A 26,836-nucleotide genomic window follows, 5' to 3' on the forward strand; every position below is an offset into this window, starting at 1 on the left:
ATCTCTCAACTTTACTGGCCAAATGAGCACAACTAAGATTTTTTTTTAAACTCTCATGACACTTAATTGTGCTCGATCAGCTTTTTATTTATGGTTTTTACGTTCTATCATATAATACACTAAAGGCACAACCAATAAGGTTAATACAGTCGAAACGATAGTTCCACCCATTAACGAAATAGCTAATCCTTGAAAGATTGGGTCAAATAGGATAACAAATGCACCTATGACTACTGTTCCTGCTGTTAATAAAATTGGTGTTGTACGCACTGCTCCTGCTTCTATTGCAGCTTGTTTTAGTGGCACGCCTTCTTCTAACCTCAGATTGATAAAATCGATGAGTAATACCGAATTACGTACCATAATTCCCGCTAACGCAATCATACCAATAAATGATGTTGCGGTGAAAAATGCGCCCATCAACCAATGACCTAGAATAATTCCAATCATCGATAATGGTATGGCAACCATCATTACTATTGGTGCTTTAAAGTTTTGGAACCAACCTACAATTAAGATGTAGATTAAAGCAATTGCACCTAAAAAAGCTATTCCTAAATCCCTAAATACTTCCAAGGTAATTTGCCATTCGCCATCCCATTTTACGGTGTAATCATCTTCAAATTCTGGCTGTCCAAAATACATTTCATTAATCTCATAGCCTTGTGGTAAATTAATCGCTTTTAGCTTCTCTTCCATTCCTAAAATAACATACGCAGGACTTTCTAATTTACCAGCCATATCTGCTAACACATACACCACACGCTTTTGGTTTTTACGGTAAATGCTTTTAGCACTTGTAGTTTCAGTAATATCAACCAAGTCTACAATCGGAACTAGATTACCTTGTTGCGATTTCACTTTTAGTTGTGAAATGTCTTGAATAGTTGACTTTTCCTTTTCATCTAAAGCCAAAACTAAACCGATTTGATTTACAGCATCTTCATCATACAAAACGGTTAACGGTCTGTTGGATAATGCCATATTCATCGTGTACGCAATCTGTTTTGGTGCTACACCGTAAAGCATTGCTTTTTCTTTGTCTATAGTGAATTGAAATTCTTTTTGATCAGCTTCTACCATCCAATCGACGTCAACAACGTCTTCTGTATTATTCAAAATATTTTGAACTTCGTTAGCAATCTCCATTTGCTTATCATAATCAGGACCGTAAATTTCAGCCACTAAAGTTGATAATACTGGTGGTCCTGGTGGTACTTCAACAACCTTAACATTCGCATTATATTTTGAAGCTATCTTTTGAATTTCAGGACGTAATAATTTTGCAATATCGTGAGATTGAGCACTACGTTCGCCTTTATCAATCAAATTCACTTGTATATCTGCCATATTGCTTCCACCGCGTAAATCGTAGTGACGTACTAAACCGTTAAAAGTAATTGGCGCAGAAGTACCAATATAATTTTGATAATTAACCACTTCTGGTCGCGTTGATAAGTATTGCGAAATTTCTTGAGCTACAACCGCAGTTCGCTCTAAGGTTGTCCCTTCTGGCATATCAATTACTACCTGAAATTCATTTTTGTTATCAAACGGTAACATTTTTACAACTACCGAATTTGTAAAAAACATCACCATCGTACCCATCAACAAGATGAAAGTCAATCCTAAAAACAACCAACGTTTTGAAGAACTTTCAATTAAAGGACGTTCAAATTTTTCGTAGAACTTATAAATTAATGTGTCTTCTAATGGTTTTTTAGGTTTTTCTTCTTCGGTTGCTGAGCTTGTCGAAGTATTTTTATCTTTTTCACGCAAGAAAATATAACCTAAATATGGTGTAATTGTTAAGGCTACAAATAATGATAATATCATCGCAATAGACGCACCTATTGGCATTGGCGCCATATATGGTCCCATTAATCCAGACACAAACGCCATAGGTAATACCGATGCAATTACAGTGAATGTTGCCAAAATAGTTGGGTTACCAACTTCATTAATAGCATATAATGCCGCTTGTTTAAATGGCAGGCGTTTCATTTTAAAATGCCTATGCATATTTTCGGCAATGATAATGGAATCGTCTACCACAATACCTGTTACAAATACTAAAGCAAATAAGGTAATTCGGTTAAGGGTATAATCCAGCATGTAGTAGCTTAACAACGTTAATGCGAATGTAATTGGCACCGATAAAAACACGACCAATCCACCACGCCAACCCATAGCCAACATCACAACAAATGTTACTGCGATGATAGAACCTATAAGGTGTAATAGTAATTCTGATACTTTGTGAGACGCCGTTTCACCATAGTTTCTGGTGATTTCTACGTGTACATCATCAGGAATCAAGGTTTTGCGTAAATGCTCTACTTTATCAATGATGACATCTGCAATTTTCATTGCGTCTGCTCCTTTACGTTTTGCTACCGAAATAGTTACTGCTGGATATTCTGATTTGTAATCACTTGCTTTTTCGCTAGCTTGACCAAAACCAAGACTAACGTAATTTTGAGGCACTTCAGGACCATCAACAATTTTCGCCACTTGCTTTAAATAGATGGGCTGATTTTGCTGAACACCAACAACTAGATTTTCAACATCAGTCATCGATTCTAAAAACTTGCCTGTGTTTACAACAAATTCGGTATCATTTATATCAAAAGTGCCGCTATTTAGTTGCGCATTGTTGGCTTTAATCATTTCAGAAACCGATAAAAAATCTAAGCCAGCACTTGCTAATTTATCTTTATCTAAAACGACACGTATTTGACGTTCTCTTCCACCTATTTTGTGTGTAATTGCAACATCATTTACTTTCTTAATTTCGGCTTCTAATTCTTGAGCCATTTGCCCTAATTGGAAATCGTCATAAGTCTCACTCCACAACGTTAAACCCAACATCGGTACATCATCAATAGCACGTGTTTTCACTAATGGAAACGTTACGCCTTCAGGCATTTCATCCATATGCTTATTGATTTCGTTGTAAAGTTTCACAAAAGAACGCTCGATATCTTCGCCCACATAAAACTGAACGATGACCATTCCTTGTTCTTTCATAGATGTAGAATACACATATTCCACACCTTTTATATTCGAAATTAATTGCTCTAAAGGCTTAATAACTCTAGATTCAACCTCGGTTGGACTTGCACCAGGATAACCCACAAAAATATCTGCCATAGGCACATCAATTTGTGGCTCTTCTTCACGAGGAATTAAAAACGAGCTGTACACACCAATGACCATAAAAACAATCATTAAAAGCACTGTAAGCTTCGATGTCATAAAGACTTTGGCAATTTTTCCTGCTAAACCTTCTTTCATTTTGATTTCTTATTTTTTGGGCGTTTTAACGGGCTATTCGCTATATCTTTTTACTTGTTCTCGATACAAATTTGTTTCATTTCGACTGCGCTCAATGTGACACAAATTCACTCGAACTGACGTAAAAAGAATGCCGCTTCTATCCCTAACGCGACTTTGAACTGTTAATTCAATGTTGTTATTAATTTAAAATTCAGTACTATTTACTGCCTACTGCAAACTGAATTACTGCACACTAATTTTCGCTCCGTTATACAACTTTCCTTCAGCTGAAACAATATAACTTTCATTGGCGTTTAAACCAGATAATACTTCTACTTCATTTCCAAACGTTCTACCTAAACGCAACCAACGCAAAATAGCTGTATTACTTTGGCTTACTGTATAAACGCCGCTTAACTGACCGTTGTTTACAATAGCTTCTTTTGGTATTAAAACCATTGAAGTTTCTGCTTTTCTTTCTACAGGAAATTGTACCGTTGTGAACATTCCTGATAGAATTTTTGCATCGGTTTTATCTAAGGTTATCTTCACTAAATATTGTCCGCCGGTTTGTGCTGCAGATGTACTGACTTCGGTTACTTTTCCAGAAATAGTTTGGTTAATAGATTTTACATTTACACTTACTTTTGTATCTTTTTTTATGTCTGAAATTTCGGTTTCTGGTACCATTGCAACCACTTCAAAATCACCTGGTGCTTCTATTGAAATTAAAGGCTGACCTGGATTTGCCATATCGCCTTTCTTTACATTTTTGCTTGTAATAACTCCGCTAAAAGGTGCAGTAATATTAGTGTAAGCAAATTGTGCGTTAATTTCGTTTTTCATTTGTTTTGCAGCTTCAAGACCTGCTTTTGCCATCTCGTAATTGGCTGTCATATCATCCATTTCTTTTTGAGAGGCACTGTTTTGAGCAAATAGCGACTTAAAACGCTCGTAATCTTTTTTAGCGTTATTAAATGCTGCTGTAGCTTTTGTGATATTTGCGTTTATTTGTGCTTTTTGCGCTTGCAAATCGGCATTATTAATTGCTACTAACAATTGTCCTTTGCTTACTTTATCGCCAACATTTACAGGTACGTTATTGACATAACCCATCATTCTGGTACTTAAATTAGCACTGTTTTCGGCTTGGATTTTTCCGCTTACCGCTAAAAATGGACTGTCATTATTGTCGCTAACCTGTGCTACTTTTACAGGAATAGCTGGTAAGTTATCTGCAACTACTTTTTTGTCTTCGTTACCACAACTTGCTATTAGTATTGCGGTTGAAAGAGATAAGATGGTATATAGTTTTTTCATTTTAATTGAGTTTTATATTTAGGTCTCGACTGCGCTCGACCTGACAAAATTTGTCTCCTCGAGCGCAGTCGAGAGGTTATTCTTTAGTTAAAAAATTGACGTACGCTAAAGCGTAATTGTATTCAAAAATGGTTTGGTAATATTCTAATTGTTTTTGTGCATATTGGGTTTCTGCCATCAATAAATCTGATGTTTTTTCTAAACCTTCTTTAAAACGATTGGTACGAATACGAAGTGATTCTTCAGATTGGTCTAAAGCTAATTTTGATAGGTTTAATTTATTTTCGGCATCAATAAGCATTCTTTTAGCTTTATTTAATTCTAACTTACTTTTTGATACATATTGATTGTATTCAAGCTTCGATTTTTCAAACTCAGCTCTACTTTTTTGAGCTTTTCCAAAACGCTTTGATCCTTGAAAAATATCCCAACTTAATTGCGCACCAACAATGTATCCGTTGGCATCTGCTTGAAAGATTTTATCATCATACATTTCGTAACTTCCAAAAGCGTTTAAACGTGGTAAAAACGCCATTTTATCTGCTTTACTCATAGCTTCATAAGCTTTACTTGCCAACTGCATTGCTTTGATATCGCTACGGTTTTCAGTAAACGTTTTCAATTCCATGGTACGCACATAAGGTGTTAGTGTATCGCTAGGTTTGTAGGTTATAAATGTGTCGTCATTCATTAAAAACGATAAATAATTAGACGCATTTTGCACGTTGCTTTTGGCTTGTTGTAATTGGTTTTTTACTTCTGTAACACGCACTTCTACATTAAGTACATCGGCACGTTGTAAATAACCTTGCTCGTAACTATTATCTGCTAATTTTTTATTTGCATTTGCGGCTTCTAATGCTTTTTCTAAAACATCAACAGCTTTGTATGCTAATTGTAATTGCATGTAGGCTTTATCTACTTCAAAAGCAATGTAATCTTCTGTACGCTGTGTTTTTAATGACATAGCTTCCATTTTAGATTTGGCTGCTTTACGCTGAAATATTCCATCTACATTAATTAATGGTTGTTGTACTTCTAGCTTAGTTGCAAAGTTTTGTGTTGTTTCTGGATCGTTTAACAATGCTGGATTAAAATCATTGCTTGTTAAAATTTCTTGATTTAATTTTGAACCAAAAGCCATTAAAGGATTTGTTGTAGAAATACCTGTGTGACTAGCTGTAATATTTGGCAAAAAAATAGCATTGGTCTGTCTATAATCTGCTTTAGCTTGGTTAAATTCTTCTTCAGAAATTTTTATAGATGTATTGTTTTCTGAAACTTGAGTCAAAACTTCACTTTTACTTATTGGTTTTACCTCTTGTGCTTGTATTGAGGCAGACCATATAAATACTGATAGGATTGATAAGTTAATTATGTGTTTCATTTTTCAATTTTTACTGATACAAATGTACGTTTAGAAAACACCCATGTCAGTAACATATGTTACCTAGATAAAATGATAGCCTAATGTGACTTTTGTCACATTTAAATTAATATCTACAATTTATCTTTGCGATATGAAAAAATGGATTTTCATTTTTGCGGTTAGTTTAAACGCTCTTATTATATTTAATATGCTAAGAGTGTCTTTTACTTTTATATACTACGAATTAGATCCTATTGGTTTTATTGAAGAGCTTTGCGAGAATAAAGACAAACCAGAATTACAATGTAACGGAAAGTGTCATTTAAAAAAAGTAGCTCAAACGACTGGTGACGAAAATGAGCCTGTTAAAATTATAAATTTTGAAGAGTTACTTCTATTTAAACAAGACATTACAGATTATAAATTACAAACAAACTTTTATAGTTTAAAAAGGGAAAACTTTACCTACCTTAACCTTTATAACTTTAGTTATAAATCGTCTTGTTTTCATCCACCTCAAGTTTAAGTCTACATACCATTATTTTAGCTTTAATACTGTTTTTCAGTATTAAAACCACAGACTTATTACAAATTTTCAAATAAAAATATACGATGAAAACATTTTATAGTGCATTATTATGTGCGCTAATCACAACCGTATCTATTGCTCAAACAAACCCTAAAGTAAAAGATACAACTACACAAAAAGTAACAACTTTAAACGAAGTTATTATAACCGGAAATTTAAAAACAGACCCGATACATACTATTGTTACTAATAATTATGATGAAACTATTGTTCAACCTAAAAACGTAGCCGATTTATTTAATGATATTAACGGTTTTTCTGTTATTAAAAGAGGTAATTACGCAATAGACCCAAGTTTTAGAGCTAGCCAATACGAGCAATTAAACGTGCAATATGATGGCGGAACTAAAGCAATGCACGCTTGCCCAAACCGTATGGATCCAATAACAACACATGTGATTCCTGAAGAAATTTCAAAAATTGAAATTATTAAAGGTCCGTACACCGTACGTTATGGCGCAACATTTGGCGGTATTGTAAACTTAGTCACTCAAAAACCAAATTATTTAGATAAAGGCTTTCATGGTAAAGCATCAGCTGGATATGAAACCAACGGAAACTCGATGGTAAACATGCTTCAATTACAATATATTGAAAACAAATATGACATTGTAGGTAATGTTGGTTATAGAGATTTTGGAAGCTATGAAGATGGCAATGGTGTTGAAATTCCATCGTCTTTTAGAAGCACCGATTATGGTATAAAGTTAGGTTATAATTTTACAGACAATCAACGTTTACAAGCGCATTGGCGTCAATCTTTTGGTCGTGATGTACAACATGCTGCGCTAATGATGGATACCGAATATGATGATAGTAGTATCCTGTCTTTAGATTATAAAATTTCTGATTTAGGTGAAACTGTTAAAAGCTTTTCCGCGAAAGCGTATTACAGCTACGTAGATCATTTAATGACAAATTTTGACAGACCTTCTTTTGTACGCATGGCGGCAGAATCTTCTGTTGAATCTACAACCATTGGCGGAAAATTAGAATTAAACTGGCAACCAGCAAAAAAACTGACAATTTTTAGTGGTTTGGACGCTTTGTCTATTGCTAGAGATGGTGGAAGAACCAGAACCATAAAGTTAAACATGATGGGTATGCCACTTGCTATGCCAATGGTGTTTAACGACAAGGTTTGGCAAGATTCTTACATTAACGATTATGGTGTATTTACAGAAGCAAAATGGGCAATTAACCCAACAACAGTACTGACTGCTGGTATGCGTTATGACTTAATAAAAAGTGATATCCAAGATCCAGAAGACGACTTTGCTGCGCGTTACGATTTAGAAGAAAAAACAGATAACAACGTAAGCGGAACAGTCTCTATCAAGCGATTAGTTACAGATAATTTTACGTTAGAAGCTGCTTATGGTCGTGGTGTACGAAGTGCTAATATGATAGAGCGTTATATTAATCATTTTACTGTTGGTCAAGATCCTTATGAATATTTAGGAAACCCAAATTTAAAACCAGAAGTTAACAATCAATTTGAAATTGGTTTTAAAGGAAAAAACAATAAAAACAACTTTAATTACGCGGCTAGTTTTTACTATTCTAAATTCGAAAATTATATCGTAGCGGTTGTAGATCCAACAATTACACGCAAGTATATGCCAACTGCAATGCCACAAGAAGTAAAAGTATTTAGAAATTTAGATAACGCTTATAAAACTGGTTTTGAAGCTATGGCGAAAGTTAACTTTTTAAATGATTTTTATTTTAAAACTGAATTGGCTTACGTGTATGCAAAAAACAATGATTTAAGTGAATCTTTACCACTTACACCGCCATTAAATAGCACGTTTTCTTTAGGCTTAGATCGTGAAAAATATTGGGCAAAAGTGCAATATAACGTCACAAGCAAACAAGAGAATATTGCAGAAAGTTTTGGAGAAACTACAACAGCTGGTTATGAAACTTTAGATGTAAAATTAGGTGTAAAACCACTTAAAAATTTAACATTAGGTGTTGCAGCATTAAATATTTTTGATGAAGCCTATAATAACCACTTAAACTTTAGTTTTACTAATCAAGCTGATTTTGGAAGAACACCTATTACAGAACCAGGACGTAACTTTTCTGCTTTTGTGCAGTATCAATTTTAATAAAAACTCTTCAGTTTATTTATTAAAAGTTCTTGATACAATTTTTTAGTTCTGCTTCGACTACACTAAGCAAACACTAAAAATCACGTGAACTGACGCAATTTTGATTGTTAAATCATATAGAAAAAGGGCATTTTAAAAATGCCCTTTTTCAATTAAAAACCAACCAAAATCACTGACAACCACGTCAGTTTACTTTTCTTGTGCCGCCATGTCCGCCAGCAACAACAATCATTATTTTAATACTTAAATAGATGAATTTAAAAAATTGTATAATAGGATTCATCATTTTAAAACGCTGATATTTTGATATTCTTTGTGTCATAATCTTAATTTTTTTATTCAGGAATCAACCACCAAAATGGTCGCATTTTTGCTTTGTAAATAAAGGCGTAGTGTAAGGCTAATTTTAACCAATGTCCTGCTAAACCTATATCTCCAAAGGTTTTCCCTAGTTTTCTACCTTGTGTTTTTGGATATTTATTATAATCTGGTACAATTGGGTATGTGGTAATACTTACACCACTTCCTTGAGTCATACCATAACCAGCAGAAGCTATACATGCTGCTCCCATATTTCCCATTGACCCTTTATGATGTAAAGATTCTTTACCGGATTTAATACTATCAATAATGTTATCTGCTACTAATTTTGCTGTAATACCTGATGGCATACCTGTTCTTGGTGGAGCAGGAAATATATCAGTTCCATTTTTACTTTTTCTTGGTTTAGAAATTGTATGTGGCGGAGCAAAAGCAATACCTGGTGCAAAAATATTTTTATAGCTTGGGTTTTGATACGTTTCTGGCCAATCTTGCACACTCCATTGCTCATAAGGTTTTGGTGTATAATCAGCATCTACAATCATAAAGCCTTTAAATAGCTTGTCTGTAATGTCGTTATCATTTTTATCGTAAGCTTTAAAACCGTGACCTGAAAATGCTGGAATTAACATTGCAAAATCATAAGTTTCGGTTTTGTATTCGCCATCTAAATTTTCGTAGTGCGCTATGCCATCTTCAATTTTATTTACGCCTGCTCCTGTAATCCATTTTATATCTCGATCTTCAAAAATCATTTCTATCATCTCATTAGACTTCATCGTCATGCTTCCGTAACTCATTAACATACCGTCCATACCAAAATCTCCTAATAGATATTCATTAGATATCCAAGTAATTTCAGCCATATCACGTACTTTATGTCTACGTAACTCTTGTTCTACATTCAAAATATATTCAAATGCAGCACCTTGACACGTCGATTTGGCGTGACCAGTACCTATTAAAATTTTGGCTTTTTTTCCGTTTTTCATTTGCTGAATCACTTCATTTAAACCATGCCAAGCATGATCTGCATGCGTATAAGTACAAACGGAATAGGTTTTATTTTCACCTGGAATCAAGCCTTCTGTTGCTTCAAAATTTAGCTTTGGTCCTGTTGCATTTATCAAGTAATCGTAAGTAACTTTTTCTCGAGTTCCTTTCTTTTCACCTGTAACATATTCGGCTAAAACATAAGGTTTCTGCTCTGTTTTATCTCCTTCTGGATGAAAGGTTACCGCTTTGGCTTGCTTATACCCAATGCCTTTCTTTTTGTATAATGGCGCTAATGGGAATAAGATTTTTTTGGATTTCATTCTACCAATTCCGACCCAAATATTGGACGGAATCCATTGGTAATTACTATTAGGAGAGACTACGACAACTTCGTGATCTTTTGACAGCTTTCGTCTTAAATGTGATGCTGCAACATGACCAGAAATTCCGGCTCCTAAAATGACTATTTTTGACATTTTACTAAGATTAAGAATTAGTTTTTAGATTGAAAAGTTGAAGTATTTTACTTTTTAATCTCTATGTAAAGGTTGCATTTTAAAACTAATTACACAGTAACCTATGTTACATAATCTTAGGGTTAATAACTAGTATCGTCTAGCTCGACTTTTCCATTAAAAGTTTTGTATAAAAACAAGAAATAAAATGCTAAAAGTGGCGCACCTATTAGTACAATAGTAAGCATAATGCCTAATGATTTTTGTGATGATGCTGCATTGTAAATAGTTACACTATATTCTGGATTTATAGTTGAAGGCAACAACACTGGATACAATTGAAAAGCTACTAACATTAATAAAAATGCCATGATTAATGACGAAAATACTAATGCATAAAAGTATTTCTTTTTAGATACTAATCTTGGCACATTGGCTACTGCTAAAAATGCTAAAATTGGTAATGCGAAAAATATAGGTTGTTCTTTAAATTTATCGGTTACACCGTGAAGATACGTTAACGTGTAAAAAGATGTAACTACAAAACTGACAATGAAGAACACCATTCCTCTTTTAAGCAAAAAAGATAATCTATCATGTAGTTTTCCTTCTGTTTTTAGAAGAAGAAAAATAGCACCTTGCGTCATAAAAATGGATAAAGTTGTAAACCCAACCATTAATGAATATGGGTTTAAAAACGAAAAGAAAATGCCGCCTTTATAAACAAAGTTTTCGTGTAATTCAAAACCTTGCAATACGTTTCCTAAAACAACGCCAAGTAAAAAAGCAATTAATGTGTTTGATGTAAAGTAAATGATGTCCCATGTTTTTCGCCACCATTTCATTTCTTCAGCACTTCTAAATTTTATAGCAGCAGAACGTAATACCAATAGCATTAAAAACAACATAAACGGAATATACATTGCCGATAACATTGTTGCATACATTACAGGAAAACCTGCAAACAATGCGCCGCCACCAATAATTAACCATACTTGGTTGGCATCCCAAAGTGGACCAATTGCATTTATGGCAATACGCCTACTTATATCTTTTCTTAAAAACAAATGCCATGCGCCAGCACCGTAATCAAAACCTTCTAAAATAGCATAACCAGAAAATAAAAGTCCTACTACTAAATACCATAATGTTGGATAATCTATACCTAAAAATGTTTCCATAATCTTCTATTAAGTGTATTTTAAAAATTCGTCTGGATTTTCAGATTCTTCATATGGTCCATGCTTTATCTTCTTATTTAAAGAGTATAAAAACAATAAAAATAAAATGGCGTACACTACAAAAAATAAAATTAACGAGAATAAAATTTGATTTGCAGATACCTCTTGAGAAAATGCTTGGCTTGTTTTTAAATGACCATAAACAACCCAAGGTTGTCGTCCCATTTCGGCAGCAAACCAACCGGCTTGATTGGCTATTTGAGGTAGTAATACCGAAAATGCAAATATTTTAAGTAGCCACTTTTTATCAAACAATTTACCACGCCACCATAAATAACTAGCATATAATGTTAATCCTATAAAAAACATACCTATAGAAATCATAATATGATAAAATTGAAAAACAGCATTAACTTGAGTTGGAATTTCATCTTCAGGAAACGCATTTAAACCTGCAATAGGTTCGTTAAAATCTTGATGCACTAAAAATGATAATCCGCCAGGAATACCAATACCTGTAACAGTTTTTGAAGCTTGATCAACCCAACCAAACAAATATAAATCGGCTGCAGCAGATTGCTCGTAATGACCTTCCATAGCTGCTAATTTTGCAGGTTGATTTACTGCAACACCATCTGCTGAACTATGACCTGACACTAATTGTGTTAACGAAATTATTGTAGCTACAGATAATGCTATTTTAAAGGCTTTTTTAGAAATTTCAACATATCTGCCTTTTAATAAATAATACGCATGCACACTTAAAATCATAAATGCGCCTGCTAAAAATGCGCCTTGCCAAACGTGAATTATACGATCTACACTAGATGGATTAAAAACCATTGCCCAAAAATCGGTTACTTCTGCTCTAGCATTTAATCCTTCGCCTACAATATGATAACCTGCTGGTGTTTGCTGCCAACTGTTGGCTACAACAATCCAAACTGCCGAAAACATTGATCCTAAAAACACGCCTATTGTTGATATAAAGTGAACTTTAGGCGATACACGATTCCATCCAAAAATTAAGATGCCTAAAAAGGTACTTTCTAGTCCAAAAGCAAATAATCCTTCTGCAGCTAAAGCACTTCCAAAAATATCACCAACATATTTGGAATATACAGACCAGTTGGTACCAAATTCAAACTCCATTATGATTCCGGTTGCTACACCAATACCAAAGGTTATGGCGAAAATCTTTAACCAAAAACGAGTTAAAATTTCGTACTCTTTTTTACCGGTTTTAAGATATAAACCTTCAAAAATAACCATGATTAATCCAATACCAATGCTTAATGGCGGATAGATGTAATGAAAAGCAACAGTGAAGGCAAATTGAATTCGGGCTAAGATTTCTACATCCATAATTGTAAGTTTATAACAAAAATACGATACAGATTGTTGGCTATAAGTAACAAATATTACATATTTTAAACTTTAACATTTATAAATAAAAAACCAGTTAAAACACATAAATTTCAACTGGTTTTTAATACTTTTAAATATATCTACATGCTATTTAAACTCCGAAACAGCATCACTTAAATCATAAACCTTAGCGTCATTTTTTAAGTTAGAAATAATACTGCTTCCTGCTGCGCTACGGTATCCACCAGCACAATGTACAACTATTGGTTTGTCTGTTGGTATTTGATTTTCAGAATCTCTTAATTCGTTTAAAGGAATTGATATAGCGTTATCAAAAAACTTACCTTCTTCTACTTCACTTTTATTTCTTATGTCAATAATTGTGTATTGATTTGGATTATTTTTGAAGTCTGATAAATCTATTTTTTCTGTACTTTCAAAAGATGAATCATCTAAAGTAAGTATTCCTTTTAACTGATTTTCATAACCAATTTTGGCTATACGATGTAGTATTTCATCTTTATCTTCAACTGAATTTAAAACCACATAAAATGCTTCTTTTGGTTTGACGATAGATCCCAACCAAGTTTCAAACTTATCATTTTCGGTTTTTGCCATAATATTTATGCTACCTTTTAGATGATTTTTTTTGAAATCGGCTTCATTTCTAACATCAATAATTAAGGCGTTGTCTTCAAAACTATCTGCTTTAAATTGAAAGTTTGCTTCTGAAATTGCCTTTTCATAATCTTTTGCGCCCACTTTATTTATATCTACGTTATATCCAAAATATGAAGGAATAAATGGTTGATCTTTTAAAATGTGATTGACAAAATCAACTTCAGATAAATTTTTAAATGCCCAATTTTCTTCACGTTCTCGACCTAAAGTACTTGATGCATCTTTACTCATATTTTTACCGCAAAGCGATCCTGCGCCATGTGCGGGATAAACAATGGTATTGTCTGGTAAATCGTTAAATTTTGTTTGCATGGTTTGGTACATGCTTTTGGCTAATTCTTCGCGTTTAGCTTTCATATTTCCAGCTTTTTCGCGTAAATCTGGACGACCAACATCACCAATAAATAACGTATCACCAGAAAACATGGCATAATCTGCGTTATTTTTTGCAATAATTGTGATACTATCTGGTGAGTGACCAGGTGTGTTTATTGCAGAAAACTGAACGCTTCCTAAGTTAAAAACATCGCCATTATCAAAAGTTTTGTGCGGATAATTAGCACCAACTAATTTACTTACAAAAATAGTTGCGCCAGTTTCTTTATGTATTTGAAAATGACTACTTACAAAATCTGCATGCGGATGCGTCTCGAAAACCGCAACGATTTTAGCTTTTTCTTTTTCAGCTAATTTATAGTAAGGCTTTGGGTCTCTGGAAGGATCTACAATAGCCATTTTATTATCGCTAATTATTGCATAAGAATAATGCGCTAATGGCTTGTCTTCAAATTGAGTAATATTCATTTTGTTTAGTTTTGCTTTAGTTGAAATTAAGATAAAAAAAATCGGTCTTAACTTGATGAAAAGACCGATATTTTAAGAGTTTTTTATAGGTTTTTCTTTGCTAAATACCAGTCTACTTTTTCAAGAGAGTCGTCGTTGATTCTTTCATTTAACTCGTCTAAAGTTTTTGGTGGTCCAACAATTACTTTATCACCTTTTTTCCAATCTAAAGGCATCGCTACTTTGTATTTATCCGACGTTTGAAGTGCTTCTAAAGCTCTTAAAATTTCGTCCATATTACGACCAACATTTAATGGGTAATACATTACAAGACGTATTTTTTTACTTGGATCTATAAAGAAAACCGCACGTACAGCTGCTGTTTCACTTTCGTTAGGTTGTAACATTCCGTAAAGCTTAGATACTTTCATATCAATATCTGCGATAATAGGAAAATCAAAATATACACCTGTATTTTCTCTTACGTTTTGTACCCAACCTAAATGTGCGTGTATACTATCTATACTTAAACCAATAAGCTCTGTGTTAAGTGCATCAAATTCTGGTTTTCTTATTGCAAATCCGCTCATTTCTGTTGTACAAACCGGTGTAAAATCTGCTGGATGAGAAAACATTACTACCCATTTATCTTTTGCAAAATCAGAAAATTTAATTTTTCCTTTAGTAGTTACTGCTTCAAAATCTGGTGCTTGGTCGCCTATTCTTGGCATTGGATTAATTTGGTTTGCTTCTGTGTTTGTTTCCATAATATATTATATTTCAATATTTAAATTCTATTATATAAAAATAAAACAATAGATTAATTCTATTTGAAACATTTGTTACAAAAGCTGGTTTTTTAACAGAACTTTATAAAAAAAGAGTGCAATTACTTGCACTCTTTAACCAAATTTAAATAAAAAAGCTACTCTTTAGTATCATCCTTTTTACTTTCTCCACTCATAAACTTTATAGCAAAACCTATAAGTGTTAAACAAACAATACCAAAAATAACAATCATTATTACACCGTTACTCCAGCTATAAAGAGATATATTTTGAGATACCATAATTGATTAGTTTAGTCTTTAATTATTACAATGTAAAGGTATAACCGATTTACATAATGAAATATGACATTTGTCATTAAAACTAAAAAAGCATCTGAAATTATCAGATGCTTTACGCTATTAATTAAGATGATGATATTTACACTTCTTTTCCCTTCATCATTTTGTTCCAATATAAATACGGTAATCCATATTTTTTTAACATCCAAAGTCGCCAATGCTCTTTTTCGCTATTAAAAACAAGCATTTGTTTAAGTTTTGGGTCTGGAATAAAGTTATTATCGTAATCAAACTCGGCTAAAATCATTTTGCCATATCCTGTTACTAATGGGCAAGATGAATAACCGTTGTATGATTTATTTCCTTTTTTGCTATGTGCTATTAATTGTAAAATATTATCTGTAACTACAGGTACTTGCTTACGTATCGCAGCTCCTGTTTTTGCTGTAGGTAACGCAGCAACATCACCTAAACCAAAAATATTAGCGTATGTATTATGTTGCAAAGTGTGTTTATCTACATCTAACCAACCAGCTTCATTAACTAAAGGAGACTCTTTAACAAATTTTGGTGCTGTTTGTGGTGGCGCAAGGTGAAGCATATCAAAAGGCATTTCTATAATAGACTCTCCGGACATGATTTCTCTTAGTTCATTATCTTCATTTATCACACATTTATTTTCGCCAGTTCCAACACCTTTAAAGGTAACAATTTGATTTTCGCCATCAATTTTAATTGGCGCATAAAATGGTTTAAAATGAATACCATATCTACTAATCACTTGCATTAAGTTTTCTCTAATTTCTTTTACACCAAAAATAACAGAACCAGGTGTTGCAAATACAACATTAGTTTTATTTTTCAATCCGTTTTTCTTGAAATAATCTGCTGCTAAATAAGCGATTTTTTGAGGTGCTCCACCGCATTTAATTGGGGTTGTTGGCTGTGTGAACACCGCATTACCTCCTTTAAAATTCTTAATTACATCCCAAGTATGTTTTGGATCTGTATAATTACTACAAACTACACCTTTACCCAAAGATTCTGTTAGACCTTCTATTAAAGAGGTATCCATAACTAAACCAGGAGATACAATTAAAAAATCATATGTTATAGCTCCATTTTCTTTAGTTTCAACAGTATTTTCTTCTGGTTTAAAAATTGTAGCGTAATCTTTTATCCAATCTACCCCATTTGGCATAACAGATGACATATGACGTTTTGTTTTATCAAAATCATATGTACCTGCTCCAACTAATGTCCAAGCTGGTTGATAATAATGCCAATCTGCTGGCTCGATTATACCTATATCTAACGATTTATTTTTGGATAGTAAATTGGCTGCAGTCATGATTCCTCCTGTTCCGCCACCAATTACTAGAATTTGATAGTGAGATTTCATTATTATTTTTATTAAGTGAGTTTGTTAGTTTTCAATCTTGATAAAAATAATAGTGTTTTAAGACAAAAATTGTAACTTTTGTTACACAACAAACAAAATAATAGCGTTTTAACAATATTAAGCGTAGTTTTTTATCAAAAACTAAAAAACTGTAGTTTCTTTTTCTATTTTATCTATTCTAAAAAATAATTCTCTACCAGCTCTTGGTTTTATTGAGTTGTGAGCATTTTCCATAATGGTAATTTTAAAATACGGTTTGAAGTAATTAATGTACTCTTCTTTACAACCTCCAAATGGTGGTTTATCCGTATTTAATGGTGCATCAAATAATAATCCTACAACTTTACCTTTTGGGTTTAGCAAGTCATAAGCTTTTGCTGCATAGGCTGCTCTTAAATTAGGATTTATTGCACAGAAAAAAGTTTGTTCTACAATAAGATCAAAAGTTGTATCTATATCGAAAAAGTTTTTTTGTATTAAGTGTTTTTTTGGGAAGTTAGGCACTCTTTTTGAAAAATTTTCTAAAGCAGTTTTAGATACATCTACCACAAAAACATTTGTAAAACCTTGATTGTGTAAATATTCAGCTTCATAACTATTACCGCCGCCAGGTATTAAAATCTTTAAGTTTTTATCTTCTAACTGATCAAAATAAGCTTTTAATGGTGGTGAAACTTGTCCTAAGTCCCAACCTATATCATCAATTTTATAACGCGTATCCCAATATTTTTCAGATAAATCCATCAATCTAAATTAGTGATAATGTTAATAATTTCATTTTTTTGAAGCACACCAGATTGGCGCCAAACTTGTTTTCCGTTTTTAAAAATCATAAGTGTAGGTACGCCTCTAACCTGATATTTTGCGGCTAATGCTTGATTTTTATCTACATCAATTTTTATTATAGAAATACGCTCTTTTAAATTGTCTTTTACTTCTTTTAAAATAGGACTCATCATTTTACATGGTCCGCACCATTCTGCAAAAAAATCTATCAAAACAGGTTTATCTTGATTGATAATATCTGAAAACTTACTCATACCTAAATGTTTTAATTATCAAAACTAATACTCCAAATACCTCTAACTTGGTCCGTTGTATAACCTGTAGCTTGGTCTTCTGGATATAACAAAGTTAACTTTTTTATTATTTCAGGCTTAATATTTTCGTTAGGTTTACCATGACATTGTAAACACATACTATTTGTAACGATTGGATAATACACGTGTACTTGATCTGTATCTTCTTTTACAATTGGACTAATCTCTTCTTGATTTGCCAACTGTTTTTTAAAGATATTGATATAATCAAGCTCTATTGCGTTTGCTTTATTATTAGGATTTCTTGGTTTATCAGAAACTCTTTTAATGTTAGCATTGTGTACAACACTCATACTATCTGTTAACGGATAAGCTTGCTCATTACAAAATGCTAACGCTTCTAAAGTTCCTTTTTTTTGGATGGTTCCCATCAAGTTTTTTCCTAAAACTGCTTTTGTGGTTAATGCATATTTTAAACCACGTTCGCCGTAAGGCAAATTTTGATAGTTAACTTCTGCTTGTTGTTTGTGCATTACTTTACTCTTTCCTTTACCCTTTCCTTTACCTTTTTCGTTACCCATGCCTTTACCTTTATGCTTACCTTGTTCTTCTTTAAAATGATCTTCAAACCATTCTGGTTGCTCAATATCAAAATCAAACATATATTCTGCAATTTGCTTAATATCTTCTTCTGGGAAAGATTGTTTTGGCATAACTCCAAAGCGTTTTACAGCACCATAGAGTTTTGCATTTTCTTTAGTTGGGTTTTTTATAAAAGCATTTATTTCTGCGACAAATTTTTCTTTTGATGTATCTTCATCTATGTAATGTTTTTTAATTGCAACCATTGGTGGCGCAATTCTGTCATCATGACTAGCAGTTGGACTATGACAAACGTAGCAATGTTTTTCCATTAGCTTTTTACCAGGATGATTGTTAGCTTGTAATTGTAAATCTAATGCAGAGTGATGTTTCTTTTCTGAATCTTTACAGCTAAAAAAAGTGATTGCTAAAACTGAAATTATAAGTAACTGTTTCATGTTTATTTTGATAATTTACCAGTTGCGCAACTGACGAAAGATTTAGCTTTAGATACTAATCCGTTTTCGTCTTCTATTGATGGATAACCTAAACTTTTTAGCTTTTGTTTAACCTCTATTGCATCTTCTGAGTTTGAGACATTAAAAGTGACTTTACTTTCTTCTACATCGACTTGAATATTTGAAATTGTTTCAATTTCTGATAATTTAGTCGAAATGGTATTTGCACAACCACCACATTTTAGGTTTTGAACTATTATTGATGTTTTCATATTTATTTTATTTATAATTTAAAATTCCGCCTTGCAAATCGTAGATTTCTTTAAAACCTCTTTCTGCTAATTTGTTAGCGGTTTGTCTGCTTCTATTTCCGCTTTTACAATAAATGTAAACTGGTTTTTCTTTGTCTAATTTGTCAAATTCTACATTAAATTTCCCCGAAAAAAAGTCTATATTTTTAGCGCCTTCAATGTGTCCTACTTCAAATTCAGCAGGTGTACGTACATCTATTAATTGCACGTCTTTATCTTGGATTTCGGCTTTAAATTCTTTTGGAGATAATACTTTTATTGGTTTATCTTGTACTGAATTATTTCCGAATAAAAATGAGAATATTGACATAATGAGTATGTATTTCATCTATAAAAATTTCTATAAAATTACGTCAATTTGTTACTATTGTTGGTAACCTTTGTTACAAAAAAAAGTGTGTGTTACAGATTTGTAACACACACTTTTAACTAACTAAAAAACTTAAAACTACTTTAATGTTGATGGACAAACATAGTCTGTTACTGGTATATCTGTTTTTTTGATAGCACCGTAACCACCACCAACATCTATTAAGTTGTGGATGCCTCTACTTTTTAAAATAGAAGCTGCTATTACAGATCTATATCCTCCTGCACAATGCACATAAAATGTTTTATTATCAGGAAATTCTTGTAAGTAATTATTTATGTAATCCAATGGTGTACTTTTTGCTCCGTCAACATGTTCGGCAGTAAACTCTCCATTTTTTCTTACATCAAATACAACGTCTTTATTATCTTCAAAACGGTTAGCGAATTCTTCTGCTGAAATTGAAGTTATAGTATCATACTCTTTACCAGAATTTTTCCAGGATTGAAAACTACCATCTAAATAACCTATTACATTATCAAAACCAACGCGAGATAAACGTGTTACCACTTCTTCTTCTCTTCCTTCTGGAGCTACTAAGAGTATTGGCTGACTTACGTCTACAATTAAAGCACCAACCCAAGGAGCAAATCCACCATCTATACCAATAAAAATTGAACGTGGTATATGTCCTTTTACAAATTCTGATTGATGACGTACATCTAAAATAATAGCTTCTGTTTCATTTGCTGCAGCTTCAAAAGCTTCTGGTGATAACGGTTTATTAGATTTAGTGATAACGTTATCAAAACTTTCGTAACCTGTAATATTCATCATTACATTTTGAGGAAAATATCCTGGTGGCTCTGATAATCCGTCAAGAACTTCTTCTATAAATTCTTCTTTGGTCATATCTGCTCTTAAAGCATAGTTGACCTTTTTTTGATTTCCTAAAGTATCTGTAGTTTCTTTACTCATGTTTTTACCACATGCCGATCCTGCACCGTGATTTGGATACACTATTAAATCGTCACTTAATGGCATAATTTTGTTACGTAAAGAATCATATAGATAACCTGCTAATTTTTCTTGAGTTAAATCTTCTGCCACTTTTTGCGCCAAATCTGGACGACCTACATCACCAATAAATAACGTATCGCCAGTAACAATACCGTGTTCTTTACCGTTTTCATCTATTAAAAGATATGTGGTACTTTCCATTGTATGACCTGGTGTATGAATAACTTTTATCTTGTAGTTACCAACTTCAAAGATTTGTCCGTCTTCTGCTACTATTGCTTCGTAATTTGGTTTTGCTGTTGGTCCAAATACAATACTTGCTCCTGTTTTTTCTTTTAAATCTAAATGACCAGAAACAAAATCTGCGTGAAAATGCGTTTCAAAAACATACTTGATTTTTGCATCGTCTAATTTTGCTCTATTAATATATGGCTGAACTTCGCGAAGCGGATCTATTATTGCTACTTCACCATTGTTTTCTATGTAATACGCTGCGTGAGCTAAACAACCAGTATAAATTTGTTCTACTTTCATGTTATTTTATGTTCTAATTCAATTTTAAAAATTGATTATTAATGGGTTATAAAATTAATTGATTTGTAATTATATAGATGTAACAAAAGTTACAATTATCATTTAGTTAACTCTTTGAAGATTATATATATCCCCATGACGAGTACAAACCATCCAAATCCTTTTTTAAGTTTTGCGCCTTCAATAAATTTTGAAAGATACGTGCCGATAAATATACCAATAATAGAGATGGATGTAAAACTTAATAAAAACAACCAATCTATTTCTATATTTTGAACATCTCCAATAAATCCTATTAACGAGTTAATAGCTATAATTAATAGTGATGTTGCTACAGCATTTTTTATAGACATTCTAGCAAAAAACATTAATGTTGGTATGATTAAAAATCCGCCACCAGCACCAACTAATCCTGTTAGAACACCTATAAATGCCGCTTGAAAAAAGAAAACTACAAAATTAAGGCTTACATCTTCTTCTATAACTTCTTTTTTACTTTTTAACATAGATATTGAAGCTAAAAGCATTAATACTGCAAATAGTAACATTATTGCAATATCTTTTGTGATTATAAAATTGTTTATTTTATAAAATTGTTCTGGTATTGCTGGTACTAAATACTTACGTGTTAAAAATACTGCTGTAAATGCAGGAACTGCAAAAACAATTGCTGTTTTAAAGTCTACTAATTTTTTTTGAATGTTTTTTAAAGCTCCAACTAGAGCAGAACTACCAACCACAAATAAAGAATAAGCTGTAGCTGTAATTGGATTAATCCCTAAAAGATAAACTAGTATAGGAACTGTAAGTATTGATCCGCCACCACCAATTAAGCCTAAAACAAGACCTATTAGTAATGCGCCTATGTATCCAAGTATATATTGTATTTCCATAGTTAAGAGTTAGTACTCAAAACTAATAATGATTAGCTTGTTTTTTTGTAACATTTGTTACAGGGTTATAAGTCTAGTACTTTAATATTATTTCTGTGTAGCTCTATGCGACCATTTATTTCTAAAGCTTTAAGTAGTCTTGATATTACAACCCTTGATGTATGCAAGTCTGAAGCTATTTCTTGATGTGTAACATGTATCACATCGTTATGATTTACCATTGCTTTATCTTTAAGGTACTTAAATAGTCTTTCGTCCATTTTTAAAAAAGCAATAGTATCTATAGCTTCTAAAAGCTCGGTCATTCTGTTTTGGTAGCTTTGCAACACAAAATTACGCCATGATTTATACTTGCCTAGCCACTCTTCCATTTTTTGAACTGGCACCATTATTAACCTTGCATCTGTTTCGGCTATTGCTCTTATTTCACTTTTAGAATCTCCTAAACAACAGGACAATGTCATTGCACAAGTATCACCTTGTTCTATAAAGTAAAGAATAAGCTCATCTCCTTCTTTATCTTCTCTTAAAATCTTAATGGCTCCGCTAATTAATAGTGGCATAGTTTTTATGTAGTCTCCTATTTCTATCAATTTAAGTCCTTCTGGAATATCTCTATAAGTACCAACATTGTTTATTTCTTGAAGCAATTCATCTTCAAATAAATAGCCATAATGCTGCTTAAGCTCTTCTATCATTTTAGAATAATTTTTCTACGTAAAGTTATGTATTTTAAATAATATTAAGTTTAAGTTTGCTAAAATTTAATCTTGTTTATGTTAAAAGCTGTGTTATTTGATATGGATGGTGTAATTGTAGATACAGAACCTTTACACAATAAAGCCTATCACAAAATGTTTGAAGATTATAAAATTGATGTAACTAAAAATTTATACGAAAGTTTTACTGGTCAATCTACAAGAAATGTTTGTACCAAACTTGTTAATCATTTTAATTTAAAAGCTAATCCTAAAGATTTAGAATTGTGCAAGCGTAGTCACTTTAATGGTTTATTTGAAACAGACGAAAGTTTACAGCTATTAGATGGTGTACTTGATATTATTGTTGATTATTTTAATAATGGTTTAACTTTAGTTTTAGCTTCTTCAGCTTCAAATAGTACAATTAACAAGGTGTTTACAAGATTTGAATTAGACCAGTATTTTAAAGCAAAAATTAGTGGCGCTACATTAAAAGCATCTAAGCCACATCCAGAAATTTTTGAAAAAGCAGCTCAATTAGCCGGTTTTAAACAAGAACACTGTATTGTTATAGAAGACTCTACAAACGGTATAAAAGCAGCAAAATCTGCAGGTAGTTATTGTATTGGATATGACAGTTTACACTCAAAAAATCAAGATTATAGTCAAGCAGATTTAGTAATTTCTTCTTTTAAACAAATACCTTATCAAAAGGTTAAGACACTTATTTAATTTATAGTGTTATGACCAATGTCATGTTTTAAATAGTTTTTGCACACTAATTTTGAATTATAAAAAATTAGTTATGTGCTTTTCTTTAGTTAATAAATACAATGTAGCCGGACCTAGATATACAAGTTATCCAACGGTACCATATTGGAATACAGAAACGTTTTCTTCTAATAAATGGAAAGAAAACCTTATAAAAGCTTTTAATGAAAGTAATCAAGAAGAAGGTATAAGTCTTTATATCCATCTCCCTTTTTGCGAAAGTTTATGTACTTTTTGTGGTTGTAACAAACGTATAACTAAACGTCATGAAGTTGAAACTCCTTATATTGAAGCTGTTTTAAAAGAATGGAATTTATATTGCGAGTTGTTTGATGATAAACCAATTATCAAAGAGCTTCACTTAGGTGGCGGGACACCAACATTCTTTTCGACAGAAAATTTAACCCTTTTAATTAATGGTCTTAAAGCTAAAGCAGAACTCGCTAATGAATATGAATTTAGCTTTGAAGGTCATCCAAATAATACCACAAAAGAACATTTACAAACCTTATATAATTTAGGGTTTAGACGTGTTAGTTTTGGTGTACAAGATTACAACCCAATAGTACAAAAGGCAATACACCGCATTCAACCTTTTGAAAACGTAAAACGTGTTACAGAACAAGCTAGAGAAATTGGTTACACCTCTATTGGACATGATATAATTTTTGGTTTACCTTTTCAAACAGAAGCACATGTAGAAGCAACTATAAAAAAAACAAAAGCGTTACTACCAGACCGAATTGCTTTTTACAGCTATGCCCATGTCCCATGGATAAAAGGGAATGGACAACGTGGTTTTAAAGACAGTGATTTGCCAAAAGCAGATAGTAAACAAAACCAATATCAATTAGGTAAAAAACTACTAGCAGATGCAGGTTATTACGATATAGGTATGGATCATTTTGCACTAAAAACAGACAGTTTGTATAAAGCTAGTAAAAACGAAACCATGCATCGTAACTTTATGGGCTACACAGCATCAAAAACTAAAGTTATGATTGGTTTAGGTGTATCTTCTATAAGTGATAGCTGGTATGCTTTTGCACAAAATGTTAAAAATATTGAAGATTATTATCAACTTATAAACGATAATATAATACCTGTATTTAGAGGTCATATTTTAACTACAGAAGACCTAATAATAAGACAACATATTTTAAATTTAATGTGTCATTTTAAAACAAGTTGGATGTCAAATGGTTTGTATTTTGAAGAAATACCAGAAATACTAATCAAATTACAAGAAATGCAACAAGATGGATTAGTAAACATAAAACTAAATCAAATTTTTGTTACAGAAAAAGGCAAACCATTTATAAGAAACATATGTATGGCTTTTGATTTGTTACTACAAAGAAATAAACCAGAAACACAACTTTTTTCTATGACAATTTAAGCATGTTAATTAAAGCTTAAATCATAAAAAAAAACTTTAAAACCTTAAAAAATTAATAACTTTATATAACTCTTAAAATCAACAAAAAAATGAAAAAAATAATTGTACCAGTAGATTTCTCAGAACATTCTAATTATGCTTTAGAAGCTGCATCAATACTAGCAAAAAAATATAATGCAGAAATCTTAGCATTGCACATGTTAGAAATCTCTGAAACTATATTAACTAAAGGAGAAACAGCTTTACAAGACGAAACTGTTTTCTTTATAAAACTAGCAGAAAAAAAGTTTAATGAATTTTTAGAGCAAGACTTTTTAGAAGGTATTAACGTAACACCAATAGTTAAACATTTTAAAGTATTTAGCGAAGTAAATGATGTTGCTAAAGAGCAAAATGCAGATATGATTGTTATGGGATCTCATGGTAGTAGTGGCTTAAAAGAAATATTTGTTGGATCCAACACAGAAAAAGTAGTTAGACATGCAGATATCCCTGTACTTGTAATAAAAAACAAACCGACTACTTTAAGTTTTGATAATGTAGTATTTGCTTCAGATTTTACAGAAAAAAGTGTTACACCTTATTTAAATGCTACTAAGCTATTTAAAACTTTAGGTTCTAAACTACACTTGCTATATGTAAATACACCAGGTGACAATTTTAACAGTTCTCAAGAAATAGAACAGACAGTAGCAGACTTTTTAACTAAAGCAGATGGCGACTTAAGTCAATTAGATAACGTAAAATATGTAGCAGATTACACCGTAGAAAAAGGTGTTTTAAACTTTGCTAATGTATCTGGCGCAGATGCTATTGCTATAGCTACACATGGTCGTACAGGGTTTACACATTTCTTATCTGGAAGTATTTCAGAAGATATTGCTAACCACGCGTCTTTGCCTGTTATAACTTTTAAAATCAAGTAAGTAAATTTAAAATAATTTTAAAAAGCCAGCTTTTTAGCTGGCTTTTTTATTTCCTAACAGTTATCATATTTTATTATGAAAATTTAAACTAACTTTAAGTAAATCAAAAACTTAAGACTATGAAACATATTTTAATTCCTGTAGATTTTTCAGATAACTCTTGGGCTGGATTAGTATACGCTGTAAAACTTTATAAATATGATTTATGCACATTTCATCTTTTACATACAGAAGTTTTAAATCCAGAAATACTTTCTACATTAAATGAAGTTTATATAGAAAACATAATGAAATTGGGTAACGATCAACTAAATCAATTTAAAGAACAAATTGAAAATAGTGATCATAATGCTAATCATGAGTTTAAAACTATTATAAAATTTCAGCCTTTAACAAATGCAATAGAAGAAATTACAAAAAAAATCTCTGTTGACTTAGTCATAATGAGTACTAAAGGGATAAACAGTATGTTAAATAGTTTGTTTGGTACTAATAGTGTTAATGTTGTAAAAACTCATTTATCTTGCCCAGTTATGATTTTGCCAGAAGATTATGACTATAACCCTATAAAACAAATTGCTTTTTCGACAGATTTAAACCGTTTTTACACTACAGAAGAGTTAACTATATTAAATGATCTAGCTTACAACAATAACGCTGTTTTAAGAATAATGCATATAGAAACTAATAAACCATTATCTAGTATACAAGATTATAATTTATCGGTACTTAAGTCAAGCTTACAAGGCTTTAAAACACATTATCATAGTGTACCAAACTTTGACAAAAAAACAGAAGTAATAAATACTTTTATAAAAGATTTAGATATCGATTTATTAGTAATGGTCAATTACAAACATAGCATTTTTGAAAAAATTCTAAATGAGCCTGTGATTAATAAAATTGGTTTTAATCCTCAAATACCATTTTTAGTTATTCCAAATAAAAAAACATCTTAAAC

Annotated in this window: 25 protein-coding genes; 6 read left to right on the plus strand and 19 right to left on the minus strand. The window is 31.9% G+C overall.

The features are described from left to right. Positions 1–84: 84 nt before the first annotated feature. From ACEQT4_RS00805 to ACEQT4_RS00815, 3 genes are all read right to left on the minus strand, one after another. Positions 85–3,297 carry an efflux RND transporter permease subunit gene (locus ACEQT4_RS00805; RefSeq protein ID WP_370225560.1) on the minus strand — a complete coding sequence of 1,071 codons (3,213 nt, stop codon included), beginning with the start codon at positions 3,295–3,297 and terminating at the stop codon, positions 85–87. A gap of 225 nt (positions 3,298–3,522) precedes the next feature. Beyond that, positions 3,523–4,599, minus strand: a complete 1,077-nt coding sequence (locus ACEQT4_RS00810; protein WP_370225562.1) for an efflux RND transporter periplasmic adaptor subunit — start codon at positions 4,597–4,599, stop codon at positions 3,523–3,525. A 76-nt stretch (positions 4,600–4,675) separates the two neighbouring features. Continuing rightward, a complete protein-coding gene (locus ACEQT4_RS00815; RefSeq protein WP_370225563.1) occupies positions 4,676–5,986 on the minus strand; it encodes a TolC family protein in 1,311 nt (436 codons plus the stop codon). Positions 5,987–6,119: 133 nt separating this feature from the next. On the opposite strand from ACEQT4_RS00815, the gene ACEQT4_RS00820 reads away from it, so the two are divergent. Together ACEQT4_RS00820 and ACEQT4_RS00825 are read left to right on the plus strand one after the other, a co-directional pair. After that, complete coding sequence (locus ACEQT4_RS00820; protein WP_370225564.1) at positions 6,120–6,494, plus strand: hypothetical protein; 375 nt, start codon at positions 6,120–6,122, stop codon at positions 6,492–6,494. An 86-nt stretch (positions 6,495–6,580) separates the two neighbouring features. Continuing rightward, positions 6,581–8,671, plus strand: coding sequence for a TonB-dependent receptor domain-containing protein (locus ACEQT4_RS00825; RefSeq protein WP_370225566.1), 2,091 nt, complete (start codon positions 6,581–6,583; stop codon positions 8,669–8,671). A 187-nt stretch (positions 8,672–8,858) separates the two neighbouring features. On the opposite strand, the gene ACEQT4_RS00830 is transcribed toward ACEQT4_RS00825, so the two are convergent. The 16 genes from ACEQT4_RS00830 to ACEQT4_RS00905 all read right to left on the minus strand — a co-directional run bounded on the left by ACEQT4_RS00830 (position 8,859) and on the right by ACEQT4_RS00905 (position 22,776). Further along, positions 8,859–8,996 (minus strand): hypothetical protein, encoded by a 138-nt coding sequence (locus tag ACEQT4_RS00830; protein ID WP_165353716.1) that lies wholly within the window; start codon positions 8,994–8,996, stop codon positions 8,859–8,861. A gap of 13 nt (positions 8,997–9,009) precedes the next feature. Continuing rightward, entirely contained in the window at positions 9,010–10,467 is a 1,458-nt protein-coding gene (locus ACEQT4_RS00835; RefSeq protein WP_370225567.1) for an NAD(P)/FAD-dependent oxidoreductase, read from the minus strand. Positions 10,468–10,589: 122 nt separating this feature from the next. Then, positions 10,590–11,627, minus strand: a complete 1,038-nt coding sequence (gene cydB, locus ACEQT4_RS00840; RefSeq protein ID WP_370225568.1) for a cytochrome d ubiquinol oxidase subunit II — start codon at positions 11,625–11,627, stop codon at positions 10,590–10,592. 9 nt (positions 11,628–11,636) lie between these two features. Beyond that, positions 11,637–12,992, minus strand: coding sequence for a cytochrome ubiquinol oxidase subunit I (locus ACEQT4_RS00845; protein ID WP_370225569.1), 1,356 nt, complete (start codon positions 12,990–12,992; stop codon positions 11,637–11,639). A gap of 150 nt (positions 12,993–13,142) precedes the next feature. After that, complete coding sequence (locus tag ACEQT4_RS00850; RefSeq protein WP_370225571.1) at positions 13,143–14,480, minus strand: rhodanese-like domain-containing protein; 1,338 nt, start codon at positions 14,478–14,480, stop codon at positions 13,143–13,145. 83 nt (positions 14,481–14,563) lie between these two features. Then, positions 14,564–15,226 (minus strand): peroxiredoxin, encoded by a 663-nt coding sequence (locus ACEQT4_RS00855; protein ID WP_370225572.1) that lies wholly within the window; start codon positions 15,224–15,226, stop codon positions 14,564–14,566. A 158-nt stretch (positions 15,227–15,384) separates the two neighbouring features. Further along, complete coding sequence (locus ACEQT4_RS00860) at positions 15,385–15,528, minus strand: hypothetical protein (protein ID WP_169558270.1); 144 nt, start codon at positions 15,526–15,528, stop codon at positions 15,385–15,387. 139 nt (positions 15,529–15,667) lie between these two features. After that, entirely contained in the window at positions 15,668–16,930 is a 1,263-nt protein-coding gene (locus ACEQT4_RS00865; protein ID WP_370225573.1) for an FAD/NAD(P)-binding oxidoreductase, read from the minus strand. 141 nt (positions 16,931–17,071) lie between these two features. Continuing rightward, positions 17,072–17,674, minus strand: coding sequence for a methyltransferase domain-containing protein (locus tag ACEQT4_RS00870; RefSeq protein ID WP_370225574.1), 603 nt, complete (start codon positions 17,672–17,674; stop codon positions 17,072–17,074). Further along, positions 17,674–17,970, minus strand: a complete 297-nt coding sequence (trxA, locus tag ACEQT4_RS00875; protein ID WP_106678517.1) for a thioredoxin — start codon at positions 17,968–17,970, stop codon at positions 17,674–17,676. Before trxA ends, ACEQT4_RS00870 begins: the two co-directional genes overlap by 1 nt. Before the next feature lie 11 nt (positions 17,971–17,981). After that, positions 17,982–19,010, minus strand: coding sequence for a DUF3365 domain-containing protein (locus ACEQT4_RS00880; protein ID WP_370225576.1), 1,029 nt, complete (start codon positions 19,008–19,010; stop codon positions 17,982–17,984). A gap of 2 nt (positions 19,011–19,012) precedes the next feature. Next, positions 19,013–19,282 (minus strand): heavy-metal-associated domain-containing protein, encoded by a 270-nt coding sequence (locus ACEQT4_RS00885; protein ID WP_370225577.1) that lies wholly within the window; start codon positions 19,280–19,282, stop codon positions 19,013–19,015. A 7-nt stretch (positions 19,283–19,289) separates the two neighbouring features. Further along, positions 19,290–19,649 (minus strand): rhodanese-like domain-containing protein, encoded by a 360-nt coding sequence (locus ACEQT4_RS00890; protein WP_370225578.1) that lies wholly within the window; start codon positions 19,647–19,649, stop codon positions 19,290–19,292. A 120-nt stretch (positions 19,650–19,769) separates the two neighbouring features. Continuing rightward, positions 19,770–21,185, minus strand: coding sequence for a rhodanese-like domain-containing protein (locus ACEQT4_RS00895; RefSeq protein ID WP_370225579.1), 1,416 nt, complete (start codon positions 21,183–21,185; stop codon positions 19,770–19,772). A gap of 98 nt (positions 21,186–21,283) precedes the next feature. Then, positions 21,284–22,078 carry a sulfite exporter TauE/SafE family protein gene (locus tag ACEQT4_RS00900; RefSeq protein ID WP_027879833.1) on the minus strand — a complete coding sequence of 265 codons (795 nt, stop codon included), beginning with the start codon at positions 22,076–22,078 and terminating at the stop codon, positions 21,284–21,286. Positions 22,079–22,143: 65 nt separating this feature from the next. Continuing rightward, positions 22,144–22,776, minus strand: a complete 633-nt coding sequence (locus ACEQT4_RS00905; RefSeq protein ID WP_370225581.1) for a Crp/Fnr family transcriptional regulator — start codon at positions 22,774–22,776, stop codon at positions 22,144–22,146. A gap of 78 nt (positions 22,777–22,854) precedes the next feature. On the opposite strand from ACEQT4_RS00905, the gene ACEQT4_RS00910 reads away from it, so the two are divergent. The 4 genes from ACEQT4_RS00910 (at position 22,855) to ACEQT4_RS00925 (ending at position 26,834) form a co-directional block, all read left to right on the plus strand. Further along, complete coding sequence (locus tag ACEQT4_RS00910; RefSeq protein WP_027879831.1) at positions 22,855–23,511, plus strand: HAD family phosphatase; 657 nt, start codon at positions 22,855–22,857, stop codon at positions 23,509–23,511. A 73-nt stretch (positions 23,512–23,584) separates the two neighbouring features. Beyond that, complete coding sequence (gene hemN, locus ACEQT4_RS00915; RefSeq protein WP_370225582.1) at positions 23,585–24,949, plus strand: oxygen-independent coproporphyrinogen III oxidase; 1,365 nt, start codon at positions 23,585–23,587, stop codon at positions 24,947–24,949. 89 nt (positions 24,950–25,038) lie between these two features. Beyond that, positions 25,039–25,875, plus strand: coding sequence for a universal stress protein (locus ACEQT4_RS00920; protein ID WP_370225583.1), 837 nt, complete (start codon positions 25,039–25,041; stop codon positions 25,873–25,875). Positions 25,876–25,994: 119 nt separating this feature from the next. After that, positions 25,995–26,834 (plus strand): universal stress protein, encoded by an 840-nt coding sequence (locus ACEQT4_RS00925; protein ID WP_370225585.1) that lies wholly within the window; start codon positions 25,995–25,997, stop codon positions 26,832–26,834. The last annotated feature ends 2 nt before the right edge of the window (positions 26,835–26,836 follow it).

It is taken from the genome of Mesoflavibacter sp. (assembly GCF_964226795.1).
In the GTDB taxonomy this organism is placed as follows: Bacteria; Bacteroidota; Bacteroidia; order Flavobacteriales; family Flavobacteriaceae; genus Mesoflavibacter; species Mesoflavibacter zeaxanthinifaciens.